The sequence below is a fragment of the Mesobacillus jeotgali genome, assembly GCF_014856545.2.
Classification (GTDB): domain Bacteria; phylum Bacillota; class Bacilli; order Bacillales; family Cytobacillaceae; genus Mesobacillus.
This window is the reverse complement of record NZ_CP109811.1, coordinates 3305642-3324857: the sequence shown is the minus strand read 5'-3', so window position 1 is coordinate 3324857 and position 19216 is coordinate 3305642. Positions and strand designations below refer to the sequence as shown.

At 41.7% G+C, this 19216-nt stretch carries 24 protein-coding genes and 1 tRNA gene; 18 read left to right on the top strand and 7 right to left on the bottom strand.

Annotation, left to right across the window (positions count from 1 at the left end):
* Positions 1-90 precede the first annotated feature (90 nt).
* From FOF60_RS17115 to FOF60_RS17090, 6 genes are all read left to right on the top strand, one after another.
* A complete protein-coding gene (locus tag FOF60_RS17115; RefSeq protein ID WP_192470892.1) occupies positions 91-1551 on the top strand; it encodes a spore germination protein in 1461 nt (486 codons plus the stop codon).
* A gap of 445 nt (positions 1552-1996) precedes the next feature.
* Positions 1997-2224, top strand: coding sequence for a YqgQ family protein (locus FOF60_RS17110; RefSeq protein WP_192470893.1), 228 nt, complete (start codon positions 1997-1999; stop codon positions 2222-2224).
* A complete protein-coding gene (locus FOF60_RS17105; RefSeq protein WP_192470894.1) occupies positions 2217-3194 on the top strand; it encodes an ROK family glucokinase in 978 nt (325 codons plus the stop codon). The genes FOF60_RS17110 and FOF60_RS17105 overlap by 8 nt, the downstream gene beginning before the upstream one ends.
* A gap of 270 nt (positions 3195-3464) precedes the next feature.
* Positions 3465-5354: an LTA synthase family protein gene (locus tag FOF60_RS17100; RefSeq protein WP_192470895.1), complete on the top strand. Its 1890-nt coding sequence runs from the start codon at positions 3465-3467 to the stop codon at positions 5352-5354.
* Between the two features lie 217 nt (positions 5355-5571).
* The gene (locus FOF60_RS17095) at positions 5572-6726 is read left to right on the top strand and encodes a YqgU-like beta propeller domain-containing protein (protein ID WP_192470896.1); all 1155 of its coding nucleotides are present in this window, start codon (positions 5572-5574) and stop codon (positions 6724-6726) included.
* Positions 6727-6746: 20 nt separating this feature from the next.
* The gene (locus FOF60_RS17090) at positions 6747-7058 is read left to right on the top strand and encodes an MTH1187 family thiamine-binding protein (RefSeq protein WP_192470897.1); all 312 of its coding nucleotides are present in this window, start codon (positions 6747-6749) and stop codon (positions 7056-7058) included.
* A 51-nt stretch (positions 7059-7109) separates the two neighbouring features.
* On the opposite strand, the gene FOF60_RS17085 is transcribed toward FOF60_RS17090, so the two are convergent.
* Both FOF60_RS17085 and FOF60_RS17080 read right to left on the bottom strand, forming a co-directional pair.
* Positions 7110-7283 carry a DUF2759 domain-containing protein gene (locus FOF60_RS17085; RefSeq protein WP_192470898.1) on the bottom strand — a complete coding sequence of 58 codons (174 nt, stop codon included), beginning with the start codon at positions 7281-7283 and terminating at the stop codon, positions 7110-7112.
* Between the two features lie 112 nt (positions 7284-7395).
* Entirely contained in the window at positions 7396-7875 is a 480-nt protein-coding gene (locus FOF60_RS17080; protein WP_192470899.1) for a hypothetical protein, read from the bottom strand.
* A 167-nt stretch (positions 7876-8042) separates the two neighbouring features.
* Between FOF60_RS17080 and FOF60_RS17075 the strand changes: the two genes are divergently transcribed.
* Positions 8043-8678, top strand: coding sequence for an MBL fold metallo-hydrolase (locus FOF60_RS17075; protein WP_192470900.1), 636 nt, complete (start codon positions 8043-8045; stop codon positions 8676-8678).
* A 170-nt stretch (positions 8679-8848) separates the two neighbouring features.
* A complete protein-coding gene (locus FOF60_RS17070; RefSeq protein WP_192470901.1) occupies positions 8849-9940 on the top strand; it encodes a class I SAM-dependent methyltransferase in 1092 nt (363 codons plus the stop codon).
* Between the two features lie 62 nt (positions 9941-10002).
* Here the strand turns inward: FOF60_RS17070 and FOF60_RS17065 are convergent, their stop codons facing one another.
* Complete coding sequence (locus tag FOF60_RS17065) at positions 10003-10248, bottom strand: DUF2626 domain-containing protein (RefSeq protein WP_023627332.1); 246 nt, start codon at positions 10246-10248, stop codon at positions 10003-10005.
* Positions 10249-10327: 79 nt separating this feature from the next.
* Positions 10328-11029 (bottom strand): helix-turn-helix transcriptional regulator, encoded by a 702-nt coding sequence (locus FOF60_RS17060; RefSeq protein WP_192470902.1) that lies wholly within the window; start codon positions 11027-11029, stop codon positions 10328-10330.
* A 192-nt stretch (positions 11030-11221) separates the two neighbouring features.
* On the opposite strand from FOF60_RS17060, the gene FOF60_RS17055 reads away from it, so the two are divergent.
* Complete coding sequence (locus FOF60_RS17055; RefSeq protein WP_192470903.1) at positions 11222-11575, top strand: Spx/MgsR family RNA polymerase-binding regulatory protein; 354 nt, start codon at positions 11222-11224, stop codon at positions 11573-11575.
* 35 nt (positions 11576-11610) lie between these two features.
* On the opposite strand, the gene FOF60_RS17050 is transcribed toward FOF60_RS17055, so the two are convergent.
* Positions 11611-11682, bottom strand: a tRNA-Gln gene (locus FOF60_RS17050).
* A 134-nt stretch (positions 11683-11816) separates the two neighbouring features.
* Here FOF60_RS17050 and comGA point away from each other — a divergent pair.
* The 9 genes from comGA to FOF60_RS17005 are packed head-to-tail and all read left to right on the top strand — an operon-like array spanning position 11817 to position 16552.
* On the top strand, positions 11817-12893 hold the full coding sequence (comGA, locus tag FOF60_RS17045) for a competence type IV pilus ATPase ComGA (protein WP_192470904.1): 1077 nt from the start codon (positions 11817-11819) through the stop codon (positions 12891-12893).
* Positions 12880-13911 (top strand): competence type IV pilus assembly protein ComGB, encoded by a 1032-nt coding sequence (comGB, locus tag FOF60_RS17040; RefSeq protein WP_192470905.1) that lies wholly within the window; start codon positions 12880-12882, stop codon positions 13909-13911. The genes comGA and comGB overlap by 14 nt, the downstream gene beginning before the upstream one ends.
* Positions 13912-13948: 37 nt before the next feature.
* Positions 13949-14272, top strand: coding sequence for a competence type IV pilus major pilin ComGC (gene comGC / locus FOF60_RS17035; RefSeq protein ID WP_192470906.1), 324 nt, complete (start codon positions 13949-13951; stop codon positions 14270-14272).
* A gap of 20 nt (positions 14273-14292) precedes the next feature.
* The gene (comGD, locus tag FOF60_RS17030; RefSeq protein WP_192470907.1) at positions 14293-14709 is read left to right on the top strand and encodes a competence type IV pilus minor pilin ComGD; all 417 of its coding nucleotides are present in this window, start codon (positions 14293-14295) and stop codon (positions 14707-14709) included.
* Positions 14693-15013 carry a hypothetical protein gene (locus tag FOF60_RS17025; protein ID WP_192470908.1) on the top strand — a complete coding sequence of 107 codons (321 nt, stop codon included), beginning with the start codon at positions 14693-14695 and terminating at the stop codon, positions 15011-15013. Before comGD ends, FOF60_RS17025 begins: the two co-directional genes overlap by 17 nt.
* Positions 14979-15440, top strand: a complete 462-nt coding sequence (comGF, locus tag FOF60_RS17020; protein ID WP_192470909.1) for a competence type IV pilus minor pilin ComGF — start codon at positions 14979-14981, stop codon at positions 15438-15440. The genes FOF60_RS17025 and comGF overlap by 35 nt, the downstream gene beginning before the upstream one ends.
* Before the next feature lie 59 nt (positions 15441-15499).
* Positions 15500-15811, top strand: a complete 312-nt coding sequence (comGG, locus tag FOF60_RS17015) for a competence type IV pilus minor pilin ComGG (RefSeq protein WP_192470910.1) — start codon at positions 15500-15502, stop codon at positions 15809-15811.
* Positions 15812-15827: 16 nt separating this feature from the next.
* Positions 15828-16328, top strand: a complete 501-nt coding sequence (locus FOF60_RS17010) for a shikimate kinase (protein WP_192470911.1) — start codon at positions 15828-15830, stop codon at positions 16326-16328.
* A gap of 41 nt (positions 16329-16369) precedes the next feature.
* Entirely contained in the window at positions 16370-16552 is a 183-nt protein-coding gene (locus FOF60_RS17005; protein ID WP_192470912.1) for a YqzE family protein, read from the top strand.
* A gap of 49 nt (positions 16553-16601) precedes the next feature.
* Here the strand turns inward: FOF60_RS17005 and FOF60_RS17000 are convergent, their stop codons facing one another.
* Complete coding sequence (locus tag FOF60_RS17000) at positions 16602-17390, bottom strand: YqhG family protein (protein WP_192470913.1); 789 nt, start codon at positions 17388-17390, stop codon at positions 16602-16604.
* Complete coding sequence (locus FOF60_RS16995; RefSeq protein ID WP_192470914.1) at positions 17368-19056, bottom strand: DEAD/DEAH box helicase; 1689 nt, start codon at positions 19054-19056, stop codon at positions 17368-17370. Before FOF60_RS16995 ends, FOF60_RS17000 begins: the two co-directional genes overlap by 23 nt.
* Positions 19057-19216: the final 160 nt, after the last annotated feature.

The window sequence follows — 19216 nt, the reverse complement described above, 5'->3', positions numbered from 1 at the left end:
TACGAATCGTTCTTGATCCAATTGCGATAAGCTCTTTGGATATAACAACAAAGTTTATAGATGAGCCTTAATGAAAGGTGTTTGGTTAATATGGCAGAAAAAGTGAAGCATCCCGTACATGAGAATCTGAAAGAAAATATTAAGTTTTTAAGAGAAGAACTTGGAATTGGTAAAAGTTTTGATGTCATCCAGCTGGACGTCGAGTACGCTGGCAGAGAAATGGCATTGTTTCTTGTCGATGGATTTGTAAAAGATGATATCCTGCTCTATATCATGCAATTACTGGCGAAGCTTGAGGAAGGAGCTTTGGACGTTGAAACCCTCAAGAAGCTGGTCAAGACGTACATACCTTATGTAGAGGTAGAAACAACTGACGATCTTGATAAGGTGGCGGATATGGTGTTGGCGGGCCCTACAGCACTGGCGGTAGATGGAGTTGCGGAAATCATCTTGATTGATGCAAGAACCTATCCTGTTCGGGGACCGCAGGAACCAGATACAGAAAGGGTAGTAAGAGGTTCGAGAGACGGGTTCGTCGAGACATTGGTCTTCAATACTGCGTTGACAAGAAGGAGAATCCGTGACCGCACTTTAAGAATGGAGTACCAGCAGGTAGGCAGGAGGTCGCAAACGGATATAGTTGTCTGTTACATAGAAGATATTGCTGATCCCGAAATGGTCAAGCAAGTAAAGGACTCCATCAGTAAGATTGATACGGATGGATTGCCGATGGGGGAGAAAACAATCGAGGAGTTTATCTCAGGCCAGCATTGGAATCCATTTCCCACAGTGAGGTATACAGAACGTCCAGATACTGCGGCAACACATTTGTATGAAGGGCATGTCTGTATCATTGTTGATGGATCACCCAGTGTCCTGATTACTCCGACAACCTTCTGGCATCATTTGCAGCATGCCGAGGAGTACCGAAATAAGCCGCTTGTAGGCGCTTATCTGAGAATGGTGCGGTTTATGGCTGTTTGGGCATCTTTATTTTTGCTTCCATTATGGTATCTGTTCGCAGTCAAACCCGAATTGCTGCCAGAAAAGATGGCCTTTATTGGCCCGAATGATCCCGGTCAAATTCCTTTGTTTTTACAATTTTTCCTGATTGAAATTGGAATTGATGTACTCAGGATGGCCGCGATCCATACACCGACCTCCCTGGCAACGGCACTTGGACTTGTCGCTGCCTTGATGATTGGGCAAGTGGCGGTCGAAGTTGGCCTTCTTACAAATGAAGTCATCCTTTACCTTGCAATCGCGGCAATTGGCACCTTCGCAACTCCAAGTTATGAAATGAGCCTTGCAAACAGGCTTGTAAGGATATTCCTGCTTGTATTGACGGCAGCATTCCAGCTTTACGGGTTCCTGATCGGGATCGTGCTGTTCATTATCCTGCTCGCAAGAATGAGGTCCTTCGGTGTACCTTATTTGTGGCCGTTCATTCCGTTCAACCCAAGGGCGTTCCGTGATGTCCTCGTCCGGTCACCGATTCCGCTTAAGAACAGGCGGCCGCGGATCTTGAAACCACAGGATCCAGATCGGTAAGATAAAAAGCAGCGTTTACGATTTTTAGCTTATGGTAATAAGATTCTCATCGAAATCAACTACAGCCTGAACACCTGACAACATTGTCAGGTGTTTATTTATCGATAAAAGAGCTGTATTGGCAGGAATCGTATCCTTATGAAGGGAAACTCCAGTCTATAAGGGTACAATTAGGCAGGAATCGTACCCTTATGAAGGGCAATCACAGTCTATAAGGGTACAATTAGGTGAGAATCGTACCCTATGAAGAGTCATTGACCTCCCATAAGGGTACATTTGGTGGCCAATCTTATTTAGCATGTTATAAAAATTCTTATCTAATGGATAAAACGCTTTCGTATTTGTCATAAAATCTTCTCCAGCATACTTGAGGAGGCATAGAGTATCCTTTATACTTAAGTAATGGAAACATGCTCTTATTTTCACAAACATTGAGGGGATTACGTTGAAAACGATTTATGACATCCAGCAGTTCCTGAAAAAATTCGGGACAATTATTTACATAGGTGACAGAGTGGCGGATTTAGAACTCATGGCCGCCGAACTGAAAGATCTTTATAATTCCCAATTGATTGAGACTAAAGATTACCAGACTGCGATTTTGCTTTTACGGCAGGAAATCCGGATGGAAACAGAAAAAACGCAAATGAGAAAAGGTGACAAAAATGGCTGAGAAATGGCTTGTGGGTGTAGATTTAGGTGGTACAACAACCAAACTTGCTTTTATAAGCATGTATGGTGAAATTATGCATAAATGGGAGATCCCAACAGATGTGTCAGACGAAGGGAAGAACATCACCGTCAATATTGCTAAGGCGATTGATGCGAAACTTGAGGAACTAGGCCATTCAAAGAGTGAAATCATCGGAATTGGCATGGGTGCTCCTGGCCCAGTGGATCTTGCGACTGGTGTAATTTTTGAAGCAGTGAACCTTGGATGGAGAGAACCTTATCCTTTGAAAGACTTACTTGAAGTCGAAACCTCACTTCCAGCCGTAATCGATAATGATGCTAACTGTGCGGCACTGGGAGAAATGTGGAAAGGTGCAGGAAATGGCGCCAAGGATCTTGTATGTGTCACCCTGGGAACAGGGGTAGGCGGCGGTGTGATCACGAATGGAGATATCGTTCACGGGGTAAGCGGTGCAGCTGGTGAAATCGGACATATCACTTCACTTGCTGAAGGTGGAGCGCCTTGTAACTGCGGTAAAACAGGATGCCTTGAAACAATTGCATCTGCAACTGGAATTGTCAGGATTGCCACTGAAGCATTGAACAATGGAGCCTCAACCGGAGAACTGGCAGCAGTGTATAAGGAAACTGGCTTTGTTACAGCCAAAGATGTCTTCGATTCAGCAAAAAGAAACGATCAATTGGCTATGAAGGTCATTGATTCAGTAGCTTTGCATTTGGGAATTGCACTTGCAAATATCGCCAATACCCTGAATCCGGAAAAAATCGTGCTTGGTGGCGGAGTTTCAAAAGCAGGTGACGTCCTTCTTAATCCAATAAAAGAACAATTCTTGCGCAATTCGTTTCCTCGGGTAGCGCAATCAACCGAAATCAGTATTGCCACATTGGGAAATGATGCAGGTGTGATCGGCGCAGCGTGGCTGGTCAAGAACAAAATTGGGCAAGAATAACCGTAACAGGGAGTTTTCTGTGAGAAAACTCCCTGTTTTTTATGTGTATAAAGTTTCAATTTTCGGAATTTGGACATTCCTGAAACTTTTATAGGTTTAATTCGTCTAAAATAGTGGAAAATCACAGTAATTGGTCTAGGGTTTTTTACTTTGATTTTGTTTGCTTTTTAGAAAAAAAAGTATTAAGATTATCTTTGATTCTTGAGTAAGTGGAAAAATTAACCTAAAAATTCCCATATCTGTTATTTATGACAGGGAGGTAACAAGCAAATGAAGAAGAATACCTGGACTAAAGCATCTATTGTTGCGATTGCGACAATCCTGCTTTGGCTAAAGACTTATATTGCCTATAAAACTAGCTTTGATATAAAAATTGAGAACTGGAGACAGGAAATTATCCTGCTCATGAATCCCTTAAGTTTCTTGATGGTCATCCTGGGAATCAGCATGTTCATGAAGGAGAAGGCCCAGAAACGCTACATTCTGATAACAAGTTTCATAGTTTCAGCAGTCTTGTTCGCTAATGTTGTGTTTTACCGTTTCTTCAATGACTTCCTGACGATTCCCGTTCTTTTCCAGACGAGTAATATGAGTGATTTGGGAAGCAGTGTCACCGAATTAATCAATATCAGTGACTTGTTTTATTTTGCTGATTTGCTCGTGTTGGCCATTTTATTAAAAATCAAGCCAAATGTCATCACATTCCGCGAGTACTCGAAAGTGGACCGAAGAGCTTTCTTCCTTGTGGCGATCGCGATCGCATTCTTTAATCTTGGAATGGCAGAAACTGAGCGTCCGCAGCTATTGACGAGAACTTTCGATAGAGAAATGCTTGTGAAAAATATCGGAACATACAATTACCATTTATATGATGCATTCCTGCAATCGAAGTCATCCGCACAGAGAGCAATGGCTGATGGCAGCGAGCTCGCTGACATTGACAACTATGTTCGTGCAAATTATTTACCGCCGAACGATGAGATGTTTGGTGTTGCGAAAGGTAAAAATGTCATTCTCATCTCGATGGAATCCACGCAAGATTTTGTCATAAATCAAACTGTAAATGGAGAGGAAATTACACCTTTCCTGAATGATTTCATAAAAGAAAGCTATTACTTCAATAATTTCTATCACCAGACCGGTCAGGGAAAGACTTCAGATTCTGAATTCCTGGTTGAGAATTCACTGTATCCACTAAGCAGAGGAGCAGTATTCTTTACTCACTCCGGAAATGAGTATACAGCCACACCTGAAATTTTGAATGAAAACGGATATTTCACTGCTTCCCTCCATGCGAATAACAAGAGCTTCTGGAACCGTGATATCATGTATCAATCACTGGGTTACGAGCGCTTCTATTCGCTGCCAGATTATGAAGTGGAAGAAGAAAATTCAGTAGGCTGGGGCATGAAAGACATTGAGTTCTTCCAACAATCCGTGGACCACTTGAAGGCTATGCCGAAGCCATTCTATTCTAAGTTCATTACATTGACGAACCATTTCCCATTTGAACTGAATGAGGAAGACCGCTTTATCGAACCATACACGTCAAATGATAAAACAGTCAATAATTATTTCCCAACTGTACGTTATCAGGATGAGGCTCTTAAACTGTTTATACAAGAATTGAAAGATGAAGGACTTTACGAAGACTCAATCATCATTTTATATGGTGACCATTATGGGATCTCGGAGAATCATAATAAGGCAATGGGTGAATACCTAGGCAAGGAGATTACGCCTTTCGAAAGCACTCAGCTGCAGCAAGTGCCGTTGATCGTCCACATTCCTGGTCATGACGGCAAGACAATGCCTACGGTTGGCGGACAGATTGACCTTAAGCCGACAATCCTTCACCTGCTGGGAATTGACACTAAGAATAACATCGATTTTGGTTCGGATCTTTTCTCGAAGGACCGACGTGATTTCGCTGTTTTGCGAGATGGCAGCTTCATCACTAAGGATTATGTATTCACAAGAGAAACTTGCTATGATAAGACAACTGGCGAGCCGACTGATAAAGCAGCTTGTGAGCCTTTCTTTGAACAAGCAAAGAATGAGCTTGAGTTCTCCGATAAAATTATTTATGGAGACTTGCTAAGATTTTATGACGAGCAAGATGCAAACAAAGAAAATGGGTCCCCTAAATCCAATAAGTGAAGCTCTTTAAAACCTGCACCTTAATATCATGGGTGCAGGATTTTTATTATGGAAGATATAAAATAAAAGTAGTAATTTGCTTGAATCAATGAGATATTACATAGTGCGCAATAGCTGGTTTCAAACTAAAGGTTTTTGCAGATTTTTCACAATTCATTGAAACATTTATAGGTTTATAACGTACAGATATATACATGGTAAAAATGGGGGTGTAGAGGTGAAGTGCAATAAGGTAAGTACATATCATACACCTTATGTTATATGGGTGATGATGATCATCATCACTTCTGCATCAATCTTTTCTGGCTGCTCTCAACAACTTGAAAGTTCATTGCATGAAAGAGCTGGTCACAGCTTAAAAAGGATGAAGGAACTACCTGCTCCTTCGTTTTTGGGAGCGGATATTAAACCGATTCGTATTGGCGAGCAGGAGGAATTCTATAAATCAGCAGGCTGGCTTAGTGATTCAGAAATCCTCTATGTAACAAATAAAGGAGAAAGTACCTCCTTATTATATTCCTACAATCTTGGAACAGGAAAAGCAACATTGCTATATACAAGTGCTCAGCCAATCATAAACGCGGTACCAAGTCCAGAAAGAACCAAGGTGCTGATCCATAGCGGGGCATCAGAAGAAGGACTCCTGACTATTATTGACTTGTCAGGTGAAGAGATGTATTCTACCAGCATTCAATCATATGAAATAACTTTTGAGTGGAATCCATTTGATGAAAATTTATTAGCGATTTCTGCTTTTACAGCAGATTGGGATTTCAACAGTTACTTGCTTGATTTAAGAAACAATAAGTTTAAAGAAGTCAAACTTCCCGAGCCCTTTGTAAGATGGATATCTGAGGATGTCCTAGTCTATCAGGAATGGGAAGAAGAAGGGATGTCTCTTACGGCCCCATTAAATGCGTTTTCTCTTAATGAAAAGAAGACTGAAACATTGTATGAAGATGTATACCAGTTCGATTCCTTTGGGCCGTATTTAATGACTGTCAAAGTCAATGATAATGAAGAGGGATTGTATACATTCATCAGGGATGGCGGCAAACCGGTCACTGAATTTACATCGCCGCTGCTAACCTCTTTTTCTGGATGGGTCGTTCCTTTTTATGATTTAATGGAAAATGGGAAGGACTTTATCTATTTGAGAGCAAACAGTCAGGGAGATGCTGACCTTTATGAGGGTGGATTTAACTTGATGCGTTATCATTTAGATACCAAAGAAGAAGAGGTTGTGTTTAACGAGTTGGCCAATGAACCACTTTCCTGCTCCCCTTCCGGAGAGATGTGCCTGTATGGTTTCCAGCTCGAAAAAGTCTTGAATATCGAGACAAACGAGATTTTTGACCTCGTTTACAAATGAATTTGCAAGGAGAGATTTTGATGGCAATCGTCGATGTAACAGTTATACCAATCGGAACTCAGACGCCAAGTGTGAGTTCATATGTAGCGGATATTCAAAAAATTCTTAAGCAGTATGAGGAACGGGGTGACATCCAATATCAACTTACGCCAATGAACACTTTGATTGAAGGAGAATTGCCTGTCCTGTTTGAAGTGATCCAGGCCATCCACGAAGCGCCCTTCAATGCCGGGATCCAGAGAGTAGCTACTAATATCCGGATTGACGACAGGCGTGACGTGAAAAGAAGGATGCAGGATAAGGTAGACAGGGTAAATGAATTATTGAAATAGCAATAAATGAAAAAAGACCACCTTTGGGGTGGTCTTTTTTCATGGCTCGAATTAGTGTGCTGTAGGGAATCCAGAGTTAAGGACCGTCATGACTGTGAACCAGCCAATAACCAAGAAAGTTCCTCCACCAAAGACGATTCCAAGAATGTTTTTGTTTTTAAGCGCCGAGAAAGTTGCATAACCGGCAAGCAGTGTAACTAAAGCGAAGATAATTGCCAATCCCATGATAAAGCCCCCTTCATAATTAGGCAGACATTAAGCCTGTTTGTTGAATAAGTTGATTGAAATTTAGGCGGCAGCCTGTTATGTAATGACAAGCATACACTCGTTTTATATTTTATATTTTTTTACACCATTTGTCGAGGTCTAAAAACTCAACTTTCACCTTATATGCCTTTACTATACCCATTATCAGGTCAGTATAATGGTCCATCGCAAAATAAATCCCTTCCGCAGCTGTATAAACAAGATGTTCTTCCAGCTGAATCAGAGCCATTTCAATCTGGGTGTTATCGCCGGATGTAAACCTAAAGGCTGACAGATCATTAGTGTACAAATAAGTATCAGGTCCAGCAGAGAATCCATAATCGTAAAAATCGGCTCCAGCTCTTCCTTCCACTTTTATCATTTGATGCGTTTCTTCAAGAAGATCGGCTTCTGACAGCAATTCTGAAGCTGCATCTGCCATTTGCTGCTGTCCGTAAATATATATATTTCCATGGACAAAATGAGGAGGGGCTGCTGACTGAAGAAACTGTTCGAATTCAGGCAGTTCAGAAAGGATAGAGTTTGCCTCAATTCCAATGTAAATTTGCACTTTACAATCTCCTCCATTTTTTATTGGAATTCGGTATTCCGACTCCAGCTCTGCCTTGAGCTTATCAAGGCTTAATAAGCTTTTCATCGCAAATACTGAAAACCTGCCTGACAATAGTGTAAAATAAATATATGAATAAGACCACTAGAAGCTGGAGGCTATATTTGATGAAATGGAAACAGATTCCCTTAGGTCCTTTACAAACAAATTGCTATATTGTATATGATGAAAATAAATCTTGCCTGATTGTAGATCCAGGTGACAATCCGAAAAAGCTGGCAACAGTGATTGAACAGCTTGAATTAAAACCGGAAGCAATTCTGCTGACACACGCTCATTTCGATCATATCGGCGCGGTGGATAGAATTAGGGATAAATACGGAATCAAGGTATATATCAATGAAAAAGAAAAGGACTGGCTGCCAGACCCTGCCTTGAATGGTTCCAGGCATTTCATGCTAAACGAACCGATCAAAGCGCGTCCTGCTGACCACTTGATCAAAGACGATGGTGTCATGTCAATTGGCAGCTTTAAATTCGAAGTATTTGAAACGCCTGGGCATTCTCCTGGCAGCATTTCTATTTATTTTTCTGATGCGGAGTTTGTTCTGGCAGGAGATGCTCTGTTTAATGGAAGCATCGGAAGGACGGATTTGCCGGGCGGCAACCATAATCAATTAATCAAAAGCATTCATGATAAGCTCCTGACATTGCCGGAACAAACAGAGGTGCTTCCCGGGCATGGACCGACAACCACTATTGGTTTAGAGATGGATTCCAATCCTTTTTTAAACGGATTTTAAAGAACAGAATGATTTAAAGACAAACTAGGAAAGCCCTTCTCAAAGAGAAGGGCTTTCCTGGGGGATGTTCTATTCATATCATGGGAGGGGATATAGTTAAGCTACTACTAAAACAATATAATATCGAAAACACTATGTCAATAGTGAAAACTTTTTTTCAAGGAGTTAATATGAAAGAAATAATCAAAGAGTTTATTGAAGCCTCCCCGGAAAAAATGATCTCTTATGCACAGTATATGGAGCTTGCCCTTTATCATCCGGAGGAAGGATATTACATAAAAGAACGCCAGAAAATCGGCAAACAGGGTGACTTTTATACATCAAGCAATGTAGCCGATGTATTTGGCAAGTTGATCGGGAAATGGTTTGCGAAAAATTCTGGAACCCTTGGCTTGCCGTCGTCTGTTTGTGAAATAGGAGCGGGGAATGGGCGTTTTGCACGGGCATTTATACAAGGTTGGAATGCATTGAATGATAAACGCCTTAGCTATTGGATTGTGGAAGCAAGTCCATATCATCGAAAGCTTCAAGCAGCAAAGTTGGATGGCTTGGAAAATGTGGACGTCCTTCATGCTGAATCATATGAAGGAACAGGGATGGAACAAGGGCTGATTTTCTCTAATGAATTATTTGATGCTTTTCCTGTTCATGTTGTCGAAAAAAGCCAGGGTGTTGTAAAAGAAGTTTTTGTTGGCCATGATAATGGTCAATTAAAAGAGATCATGATTCCCGTGATGGATGATCGAATTACCGCTTTCTTAAATGACCAGGAGATTGTTTTGGCTGAAGGGCAAAGGATGGAGATACCGCTTATGTATGAACCATTCATGAAATCAATCGCAGAGCACCTCTCGAAGGGAATCATGGTGACTGTGGATTACGGTTATACGAAGGAGGAGTGGATGCACCCATCTCGCAGGCGCGGCAGCTTGAGGGGATATTACCAGCACCAAATGATTCATGATGTTTTGCAGCATCCAGGGGAGATGGATTTGACAAGTCATGTGCATTTTGATGAGCTTAAATCCACTGGTGAAAAATACGGCCTGAACTTCGTGCGAAAGATGAGACAGGATGAGTTCCTGATGGCTGCAGGGATATTGGATGAGCTGGCGGAACACCACGATCATAATCCGTTTTCGGAAGCTAGCAAACGCAACCGCGCAATCCGGAGCCTGATCCTGCCAGGCGGAATCAGCCAGTCGTTCGATGTGCTCATCCAGGCAAAGGGAATGGGCAGCCTGGATGAAAAACTATTTTAATATACGCCCAAATAAAAAAAGCGATGGATACCCATCGCTTTTTTTATTTGAGCGTAACAAGATCAATGTCCAGTTCCACCTAATGGCATCATAAATGTTGACCAGTAAGTAAATCCAGCAAAGAAAATCGTTAAGTATGCGCCGAAGACGTAAATGTACATACGCTCAGACAGTTTCAAGTAACTTAATAGCAAGAAAAATCCAGTTTGACCAAAGAAAATCAAGGACGTCGTATACATGTCACCCAAGAAAAACATGACAGCAAAGATTCCCGTCCAGAATCCTAAAACTCTGTACATACGATCCAAAGATATCCCTCCTTTACCCTACAAGTCCATCACTATCATATTATAAAGTAAAGTGGAGTGAAAAGTAAACAAGGATTGATTATTGTGCAATAACAGCTTGATATGAACAAGAGTCACAGCCCGTGAACATATTCTCTTTTTCGATCAGCTCGATTTCACCAAAGAGGGATTCGAACATCCCGCGCAAGAATTCATAGTGCATATTGCAGACTGTTTCTGTATGCTCCATTGCTACTTCCTTAAAAGGACAATTGAAGATCTGGAAGTAAATCCTGGTCTTTTCGCTGTTAGGTTCGAATTCTGGGTAAAAACCAGCAAGAGTCGCAGCATTCTTGATTGAATTCAATTTATGTTCAAACGTCATTTCAGCAGACATTTGTGGATGGCGGGATATTTCTTGGTCCATCAGTTCTTCACCAAAGCGTTTCCCTGTCATGTACAAGGCCTTTTTTCCAGCTTCTCCTAGCGACATCATTGTTGTCATTGCGATTTTAGACAATAGCTGATAATCACGGAATGGGAAGTGCAGCTGGATCACTTCATCTGAAAGGCGGTACAGTCTGCTTGGGCGGCCGCCCTTGCCAGTTTTTTTCGTTTCGGATATCAGCATGTTCACATCTTCAAGTTTTGATAAATGCAGCCTTGCTACATTGGGATGGATATCAAAATTATCGGCGATTTCCTGTACAGTAACATCCTTATGCCTTTTTGTGATGTATTGATAAATATAATAACGCGTTGGGTCAGACAATACACTTGTAATTTTTAATGTTTGCTCCACCTTAGTTCACCTCAGACCACTAATTTGACTTCATTATAATACAGAGGAAAATAAGGTTTACACTGTTTACACTATATGTTTAGAAAATGTTCACAACTAAATGGCGAAATGATGACAAAGTAGTATACAAATGTTATACAAAAGTTATACAATGTGTATATAAGATAATTTTGTTCGCCAGGAGGTAACTTAATGGAAGAGCTGACGTTTTATTCATATCCGAGCTGCACATCATGCCGCAAAACGAAGAAATGGCTGATCTCAAACAGCGTGAAATTTAATGAACGTCATATGTTCAAAGATACTCCATCAAAAAAAGAATTACTGCAAATTTTGGCACTGACGACAGAAGGCTTGGATGAACTGCTTGCCACAAGAGGAGAAACCTATAAAAATCTGGGGATGGATATGGAAGACCTGCCACTTTCAGAGGTAATCAAGCTTGTCATTGAGGAGCCGAAGCTGCTGAGACGGCCGATTTTGACAGATGGAAAAAAGCTTATAGTTGGCTTCAATCCGGATGCTTTGAAAAAAATAGCCAAATAAAAAACGGAAGCGAACTGCTTCCGTTTTTTTAGGAACTGGGCTAGCTGGATTCGAACCAACGCATGACGGAGTCAAAGTCCGTTGCCTTACCGCTTGGCTATAGCCCATTGATATGACTTGCTGACGTTACGGTAGTTATTATAAATAGAATTGTCACTTTTTATACATATTTAAGTTCGATTTTTTGCAGGAAGAAAAGGGGGATTGGCGAATTCCTTTTCTATAACTTAAAAGGTGGTGCATGATTATTGTCAAATCAATTGAACAGCTAGCGGAAAATGTCTTGAAAGATGCTTTACGAAGTGGCGCGTCGGATATCCATATCATTCCTCGCGAGAAAGACACACTGATTAAATTCAGGCTAGGCAATCAGCTTCTCCCCCGGTATACGCTTGAACAGGCTGATTGTGAGCGGCTCATTTCCCACTTTAAATTCACAGCTTCGATGGATATTGGTGAAAAAAGACGGCCTCAAAGCGGTGCTTTTACCTATCGATACCAAGAAATGAAGATTGGCTTAAGGATCTCCACGCTTCCAGCCTACCAGAGCGAAAGCATGGTCATTCGACTCCTTCCCGAACAAAATCAATCTCCTTCTTTCCAAATTTCATTATTTCCATCCACATCAAAAAAACTGATTTCCCTTTTAAAACACGCACATGGTTTGATCATTTTTACTGGACCGACGGGCAGCGGCAAGACGACTACCCTTTATTCCATGCTTTCTGAAACCTCGGGTTTAGTCAATCGCAATGTCATCACCCTTGAAGATCCGATTGAAAAACCGAGCGACACAGTACTGCAGGTCCAAGTCAATGAACGGGCTGGAATTTCATATTCCGCTGGCTTAAAGGCCATTTTACGGCATGATCCGGATATTATCATGGTTGGGGAAATTCGGGATAAAGAAACTGCTGAAACGGCGATAAGAGCTTCGCTGACAGGACATCTCGTCCTGACGACGATGCATACAAGGGATGCAAGAGGAGCGATTTACAGGCTGATTGAATTCGGGATTAATTGGCTTGAGATTGAACAGACATTGATTGCAGTAACAGCTCAAAGGCTCGTTGAACTTACATGTCCATATTGTGAAGGGACTTGCTCGCCATTTTGCTATTCATCAGGCAGCGGCAAAAGAGGAAATATCTTCGAAATCCTTACGGGGAAGGATTTATCCGCTGTTCTGAAGGAAGCAAAGGGAGAGCGGCAAAACTATCGATACAAGACGCTCAAAGATGCAATCCGGAAAGGAATCGCACTGGGGTACATCAAGGAGTCAGAGTACCAGAGGTGGGTTCTCAATGATGGAGAGTAAATGGCCTGTCGCCGAACAGGCCAGGTTCCTCAAAAGGACGGGAGAATTGCTGTCGCGCGGTTATTCTCTCGCAGAAGCGATTGAATCGATGACTCTTTATTTGGAAAAGAAAAGAAAAGCGGAGGTTAAAAGAAGCCTTGAAAAGCTGCGTGAAGGATTTCCTCTTTATCTGATTCTTGAAGAATTGAATTTTAAAAGGGACCTAGTCAGCTATGTATACTTTGCCGAGCAGCATGGCGGGCTGGCCCGCACCCTGACTGAGGGCAGTGACATGGTCATAAAGAGGGACGCTGACTACCAGAGGTTAAAAAGACTTGCTGGGTATCCAGTGTTGCTCTTGATGCTTACATTCAGTTTATTCTTTTTTGTCAACAGGATTTTGCTTCCGAAATTCAACTCCCTATTTTTAGACATGAATCTGGCTCCAAATATATTCATGCAAACCATCGGGGCGGCAGCCTCTATTCTTCCATACTTGCTATATGGCCTTCTTGGTACCATTACACTTCTCGTTTTATACTACTTCATCAGCTTTAAGAACATCCATCCTCTAAAACAAATAACGATGCTTGTGAAGCTTCCGATTGCCGGCAAATTTGTCAGGCTTCTTTACTCGCACTATTTCTCAGTACAGTTGAGTTATTTGTTTTCTGGAGGCCTTTCCGTTCTAGCTGCATTGAAGGTGTTTGAACAAAACCTTCATGAACCTTTTTCAAGGGAATTGGGGAAGGATATGATTTTAAAATTGGCTGCAGGCCAGGATTTTGACAAGGCAGCTGGAGAGTATCAGTTTTTTGAAGCAGAGCTGCCGAGAATCATCAGGCATGGACAGAAGAACGGTAAGCTGGATCAGGAACTTTATTTTTACAGCAGGCATTGCCTGAATGAACTCGAAGAAAAAATGGAAAGTGCAATGAAAACAGTGCAGCCGATTTTGTACAGCTTCATTGGCATGCTTGTCGTTTCACTGTACCTAGCCATATTGCTGCCGATGTTTCAGATGATGAAAGGCATATAAGCATTTATTAAAGATGAGAAATAAAGGAGAATGACCAATGAAAAATCAAAAGGGTTTCACTTTAATTGAAATGATGATAGTTTTGCTCGTGATCTCTGTTCTTCTGATTATTACAGTCCCGAATATATCTTCACATAGTTCGAAAATTAATACGAAGGGCTGCGAAGGTTATATAAAAATGGTCGAAGCACAAGTGCAGGCATATAAAATCGACAACAATGTAATTCCTACCTTTGAACAGCTTCAAACGGGCAAATACCTGAAAAACACAGGCTCCAAATGCCCAGACGGTACTGACATTGTGATTACTACTGAAGGTGCGGTGATTAGGAAAGAAGAGATCACTGCAACCGGCCAATGAACCACTCTGGCGGTTTTACGATGGTCGAAATGCTGATTGTGCTTTCCGCATTCCTGATGCTCTCCCTCACATCTGCTTTCCTGTTTACACCCCAAAAAGATATGCTCGAAAAAGAGCTATTCTTTTCACAATTAAAATCCGACCTTCTGTACAGCCAGCAATATGCGATGTCCCATCAAGAGACGGTTACTTTCCATTTCGTGCCCGAGAATAATTCCTACCATATCCACAGAATGGATTATTATGCTCCATTTCTGGCCGAAAGACATTACTCTTCTGACATCAAAGTGGAAAGAGGGACGTTGAATTTAATGTTCCAATATAAGCCTGATGGGAATATCGATAGCTTTGGATCTATTTATATCACTGCAGGATCAAGGAAATATAAGATGATGATCCAGATTGGAAAGGGCAGATTTTATGTTATGGAGGAATGATGGGTTTTTTCTCAGTGAGATGCTGCTATCATTGGCTGCGTTTTTCATGGGTGCTGCGGTATTGCTTCCGATTGCCATACATGTCATCAACCAGACAATGGAGTCCGAAAGAAATGTGATAGCCAGCCATTTATTATATGACGAACTGATGTACTTGAAAATTACTGGGACCGGTTCAGGCAGAGGAAATATTACTCAGAATGGCGACCGGTATTATATTAATGTCACAAAGAATGAGGGAGATTCTTTGTGGGAGGTTTGTGTCCATTATGATGACCAAAAAAAATGTGCTTCTTCAGAGTGAAAGAGGCTTCACTATGGCTGAGATGCTTTTATCAGTCATGCTATTTTTGATGATTGCCTCCATGCTGCCATTAGGTATGAAAATCATCCTTGAACAACGTGTTGCTGATTCGTTGGAGAGGAAAATGGAGTGGGAGGTCTTCAGCAGCCAGGTAAAAAGAGAAATCCGTTCAGCACAGCAAATGACTGTCCAGCCTGACAGGCTGTTTATGAAGATTGATGAACAAATTATACTTTATGAAAAGTATAATTCCAGCATGCGAAGAAGGGTGGATTTCCAGGGACATGAAATCCTGGTACAAAACCTTTCAAGCTTCAGTTTTGGCAAAATAGCTGATGGAGTAGAGATAAAGGCAAGGGATTTAAAAGGAAGGGATTATCAGGTCAGGGTCCATCAATATTATCAAACTGGGGGTGTGGAACCATAAATCAAGAAGGTTTTGTCTATCCGCTGACGATGATTTTTTTACTATTGATGTCATTTTCTTTGCTTATATTGACTGAGAATTATGTTGCCGGAAAAAAATTCGCAAAAGAAACAGAGACGATACGGCTGCAGGAGTATTATTTGCTATGTTCGGTCAAACAGACTGAATCCATGAGGAGTGAGGGTTCCTTGCCGGCTTCAGGTATATTGAAGTATCGGTCAGGAGATGTTTCCTTTCAAACACGGGATGTATCAGGGAGTGTGGAAGAAGTCCTCTTCACCCTTAATCTCACCAGCGGGGAAAAGACTCTTGGTATAGCCCAATATGACAAGGATACCGGCGCAATGGTAAGATGGAGGGAAAAGAAGTGACAGGTGATTTAAAGAAATGAATGCTATCTATCTAATTGGATTTATGGGTTCGGGAAAGACAACCGTTTCACAGGAATTGGCCAATAAACTGGAAGTACCAGTGTACGATACAGATCAGGAAATTGTCCATAAGGCCGGAAAGACAATCAATGAAATCTTTGCCATTGATGGTGAAGAGGGATTCCGCCGCATGGAGACCGAGGTATTGTATTCGATGCCGGAAGCAGATGCCGTTGTCGCTACTGGTGGTGGAATTATTGGGTCAGAAAAGAACAGGTTGTTCTTAAAGGAAAAAGTGAATGTTGTCTTCCTTCATGCTGAGGTCCGTGTCATCATGGATAGGCTCAAAGATGACGATACCAGGCCATTATTAAGGAAAGACAATAGAGAAGCTGCAGAAAAACTATACAATAGCAGGCTGCCATTATACCGAGAGACCGCTACTATCGAAGTAGACACCTCTGGGAAAGCTGTTTCAAGGATTGTCGATGAAATCATCCAGCGTATGAAAAAATAACTCATGGTTATACTTGATAAGGAACGAAGGATGGTGTAGCCATGAAAACAAATGATTACGTAAAATACCTAACCCAGACCGTAGTAAAATATATTGATCAGCCCAAAGAAGAACGACAGAGAATGAAGCAGGAAAAAAAAGACGCAGAAGCCACTTTTATGTTCAGGTGGTTTGGCATTCTGCCATTCATGCTGATGTCGAGTATCAAAAAGAAAAAGAAATAACAGGTAAACCCGGCTTTAACTGGAGCCGGGTTTGTTTTTTTGTTCAGAATCATAAAGCATTTTCTGTTATATAAAACAATCCGCCGTTGACGATTTCGATTTTTATTTTTGGTTCATATTGCTCCTGCAGTGCAGATTTTTCGGTTTTATAGCTATCAGATTCTTCTTCTTCGTTCTCATAGAAATGATGCAGCAATTGCAAATCCTTCTGCCAGCGTTTTCTTGCATCTTCTGCCCAGGTATGGTCCTCTTGTTCAACCCTTGCATTCAAAAAAGACTGGATTCTGTTCACGCCGCTTTTTGGCTTGATTAATGGAGAAAGTGTATAGGCGTAATCTGGTATTTTTGTACTCAATGGCAGCTTCAATAATTTATCATGAAAGTCTTCTTCCATCCTTCCGTTGATCAGCTGCAGCCCGATTGAATGGAAAACATCGCGTTTCCTGTCACATTGATACGATATTTTCATATTCAGCCCTATCCAGGGTATAAGCGGTGTCTGGGCAGGAAATTGATTATTTTGATATAACCGGATATAACCGGCCAGGTTCTTAGTCGATGCAAAGATTTGATGAAGGCGTGGTGAGCCAAAGTGGATGACCTCACCTTTCATATCTTCCGGAGCCTGCTGTTTATTGGTGATCAAGGTCAGCTTCATCGGATTGGGAACGCCGCCTGTCTTCTCAAGATAATGCCAGTAAAACGGACGGTTCATCAGCTCCTTGTCAAGATCGATCGTCAGCTGGACTGTCATATACCCCTTGTCATTTTCAAGCAATTCACAGTTATTCGCGGTGAAATATTTTTCGAGAAAGTTATGGATTTCCTGTTGCTGCACGCTGATTTCCCTCCTTCATTTCCTCTGCGAACTGGATCATCGAGGTCAGGTTTTCCATCTTGATCCGAATTTCGCCTTCAGATGCCGACTTTCCAAAAATATCGGTCAAATGGTCCTCGATATTGCCAAACTCCAATTTTGTCAGGATATCATCCAGTTCACCGATGACTTTCTCGAACAGATTGATCTTTTCGTATAGCAGCTTCAGTACATGTTCCTCGACTGTATCTTTTGTTGCGAAATTATATATTTTCACATCTTTCTCCTGGCCGAGGCGGTGAATCCTTCCGATTCTCTGTTCAAGCCGCATAGGATTCCAGGGCAGGTCAAAATTGATGATGTGGCTGCAGAATTGCAGGTTGATCCCTTCGCCTCCTGCCTCCGTTGCGATCAGGACCTGGACATTTTTCTGGAACAGTTCCCGCATCCAGTCCTTTTTGCCGCGTTTGAACCCTCCCCGGAACGGCACAGAAGTGATGCCATGCTGCTTAAGGAACCATTGAAGGTATAGCTGGGTGGCCCTGTATTCGGTAAAAATGATGACCTTGTCATCAATCTGCTGAATTAATTCAAGCGCTTTTTCAGCTTTGGAATTCTTTGTTACTGCCTCTACACGTTTGATCAGCTGTGCGATCGTATTCTGGAAACCGACTGAGGGATTCTCCTGTCTTTGAAGCATGTTTCTGAGTGTGTAGAAAACTGCTTCCCTGCTGCTGCAAGCTTCCCGCTGAAGCGTCATTAAAGAGAATTGACTGGAGCTGAGACCGCTTTCGGAACCTCTTAATGACTGAATCGAATCGTACAGTGCCCGTTCTTGATCGGAAAACTGAATAGGAATGGTTTCTACATGGCGCTTCGTCCATTCGATACCAGTATCAGAGCGCCTGTTGCGAATCATTACTTTATTGACCAGTTCTTTAAGGTGTTCGTCATCATTTACTGATCTGGCGTCCTTTTTATATTTATCAAAAAATGCCGTTTCTGAGCCAAGATGACCTGGTTTCAAAAGGGATACAAGGTTGAAAATTTCTTCAATGCGATTTTGTATCGGAGTGGCCGTCAGCAGCAGACAAAATCTCTTCTTGAGATTTTGGACAAATTCATAGTTTTTTGTTTTGTTATTTTTTAGCTTATGAGCTTCATCAATTATGATAAGGTCATAATTTAAGTTGTTGATGATATCCCTGTGGGGCGCCCGTTTAGCTGTGTCGATTGAGGAGACGACAACATCACATTGCTCCCATACATAACTCTTCTTCTGGGCAATGGCGGGGATATGGAATTTTGTATTAAGCTCCATGGCCCACTGTGATACTAGGGAAGCAGGAACAAGGATCAATACTTTTTTGACCAGGCCCCTAATCATGTATTCTTTCAAAATCAAGCCAGCCTCGATCGTTTTTCCTAAGCCCACCTCATCGGCAAGTATGGCTTTTCCGTTCATGTTTTCAACAACCTGCTTTGCTACCTCCAGCTGATGCGGCAGAGGAGTAAGTTCTGGGAGATGCGCGGGTGCCTGAAGACCCTCAAATTCCGGTATGATGGTATGTTTTTCTATCTCCACGGCAAGCTTGTACAGCTCCCAATTTCCCCACGGTCCGTCATTTTCAATTCTCTCAGCCATTTCGTCCTGCCAGGAAGAATCAAAGTTGATTTGCAGAGTCATTTTATCCACCTCTTTTAAAGTATAAATATATTGCCGAAATTAGCTCTCTAATGGTAGGATGAAGTTAGCTTTTGAATGTTTTGAAATTTGTCATTTTATAGTCTTAAATAGTCAGTTTGCAGACATGTGTAATAACGTCTAGCATGCCCAATTGTGAAAA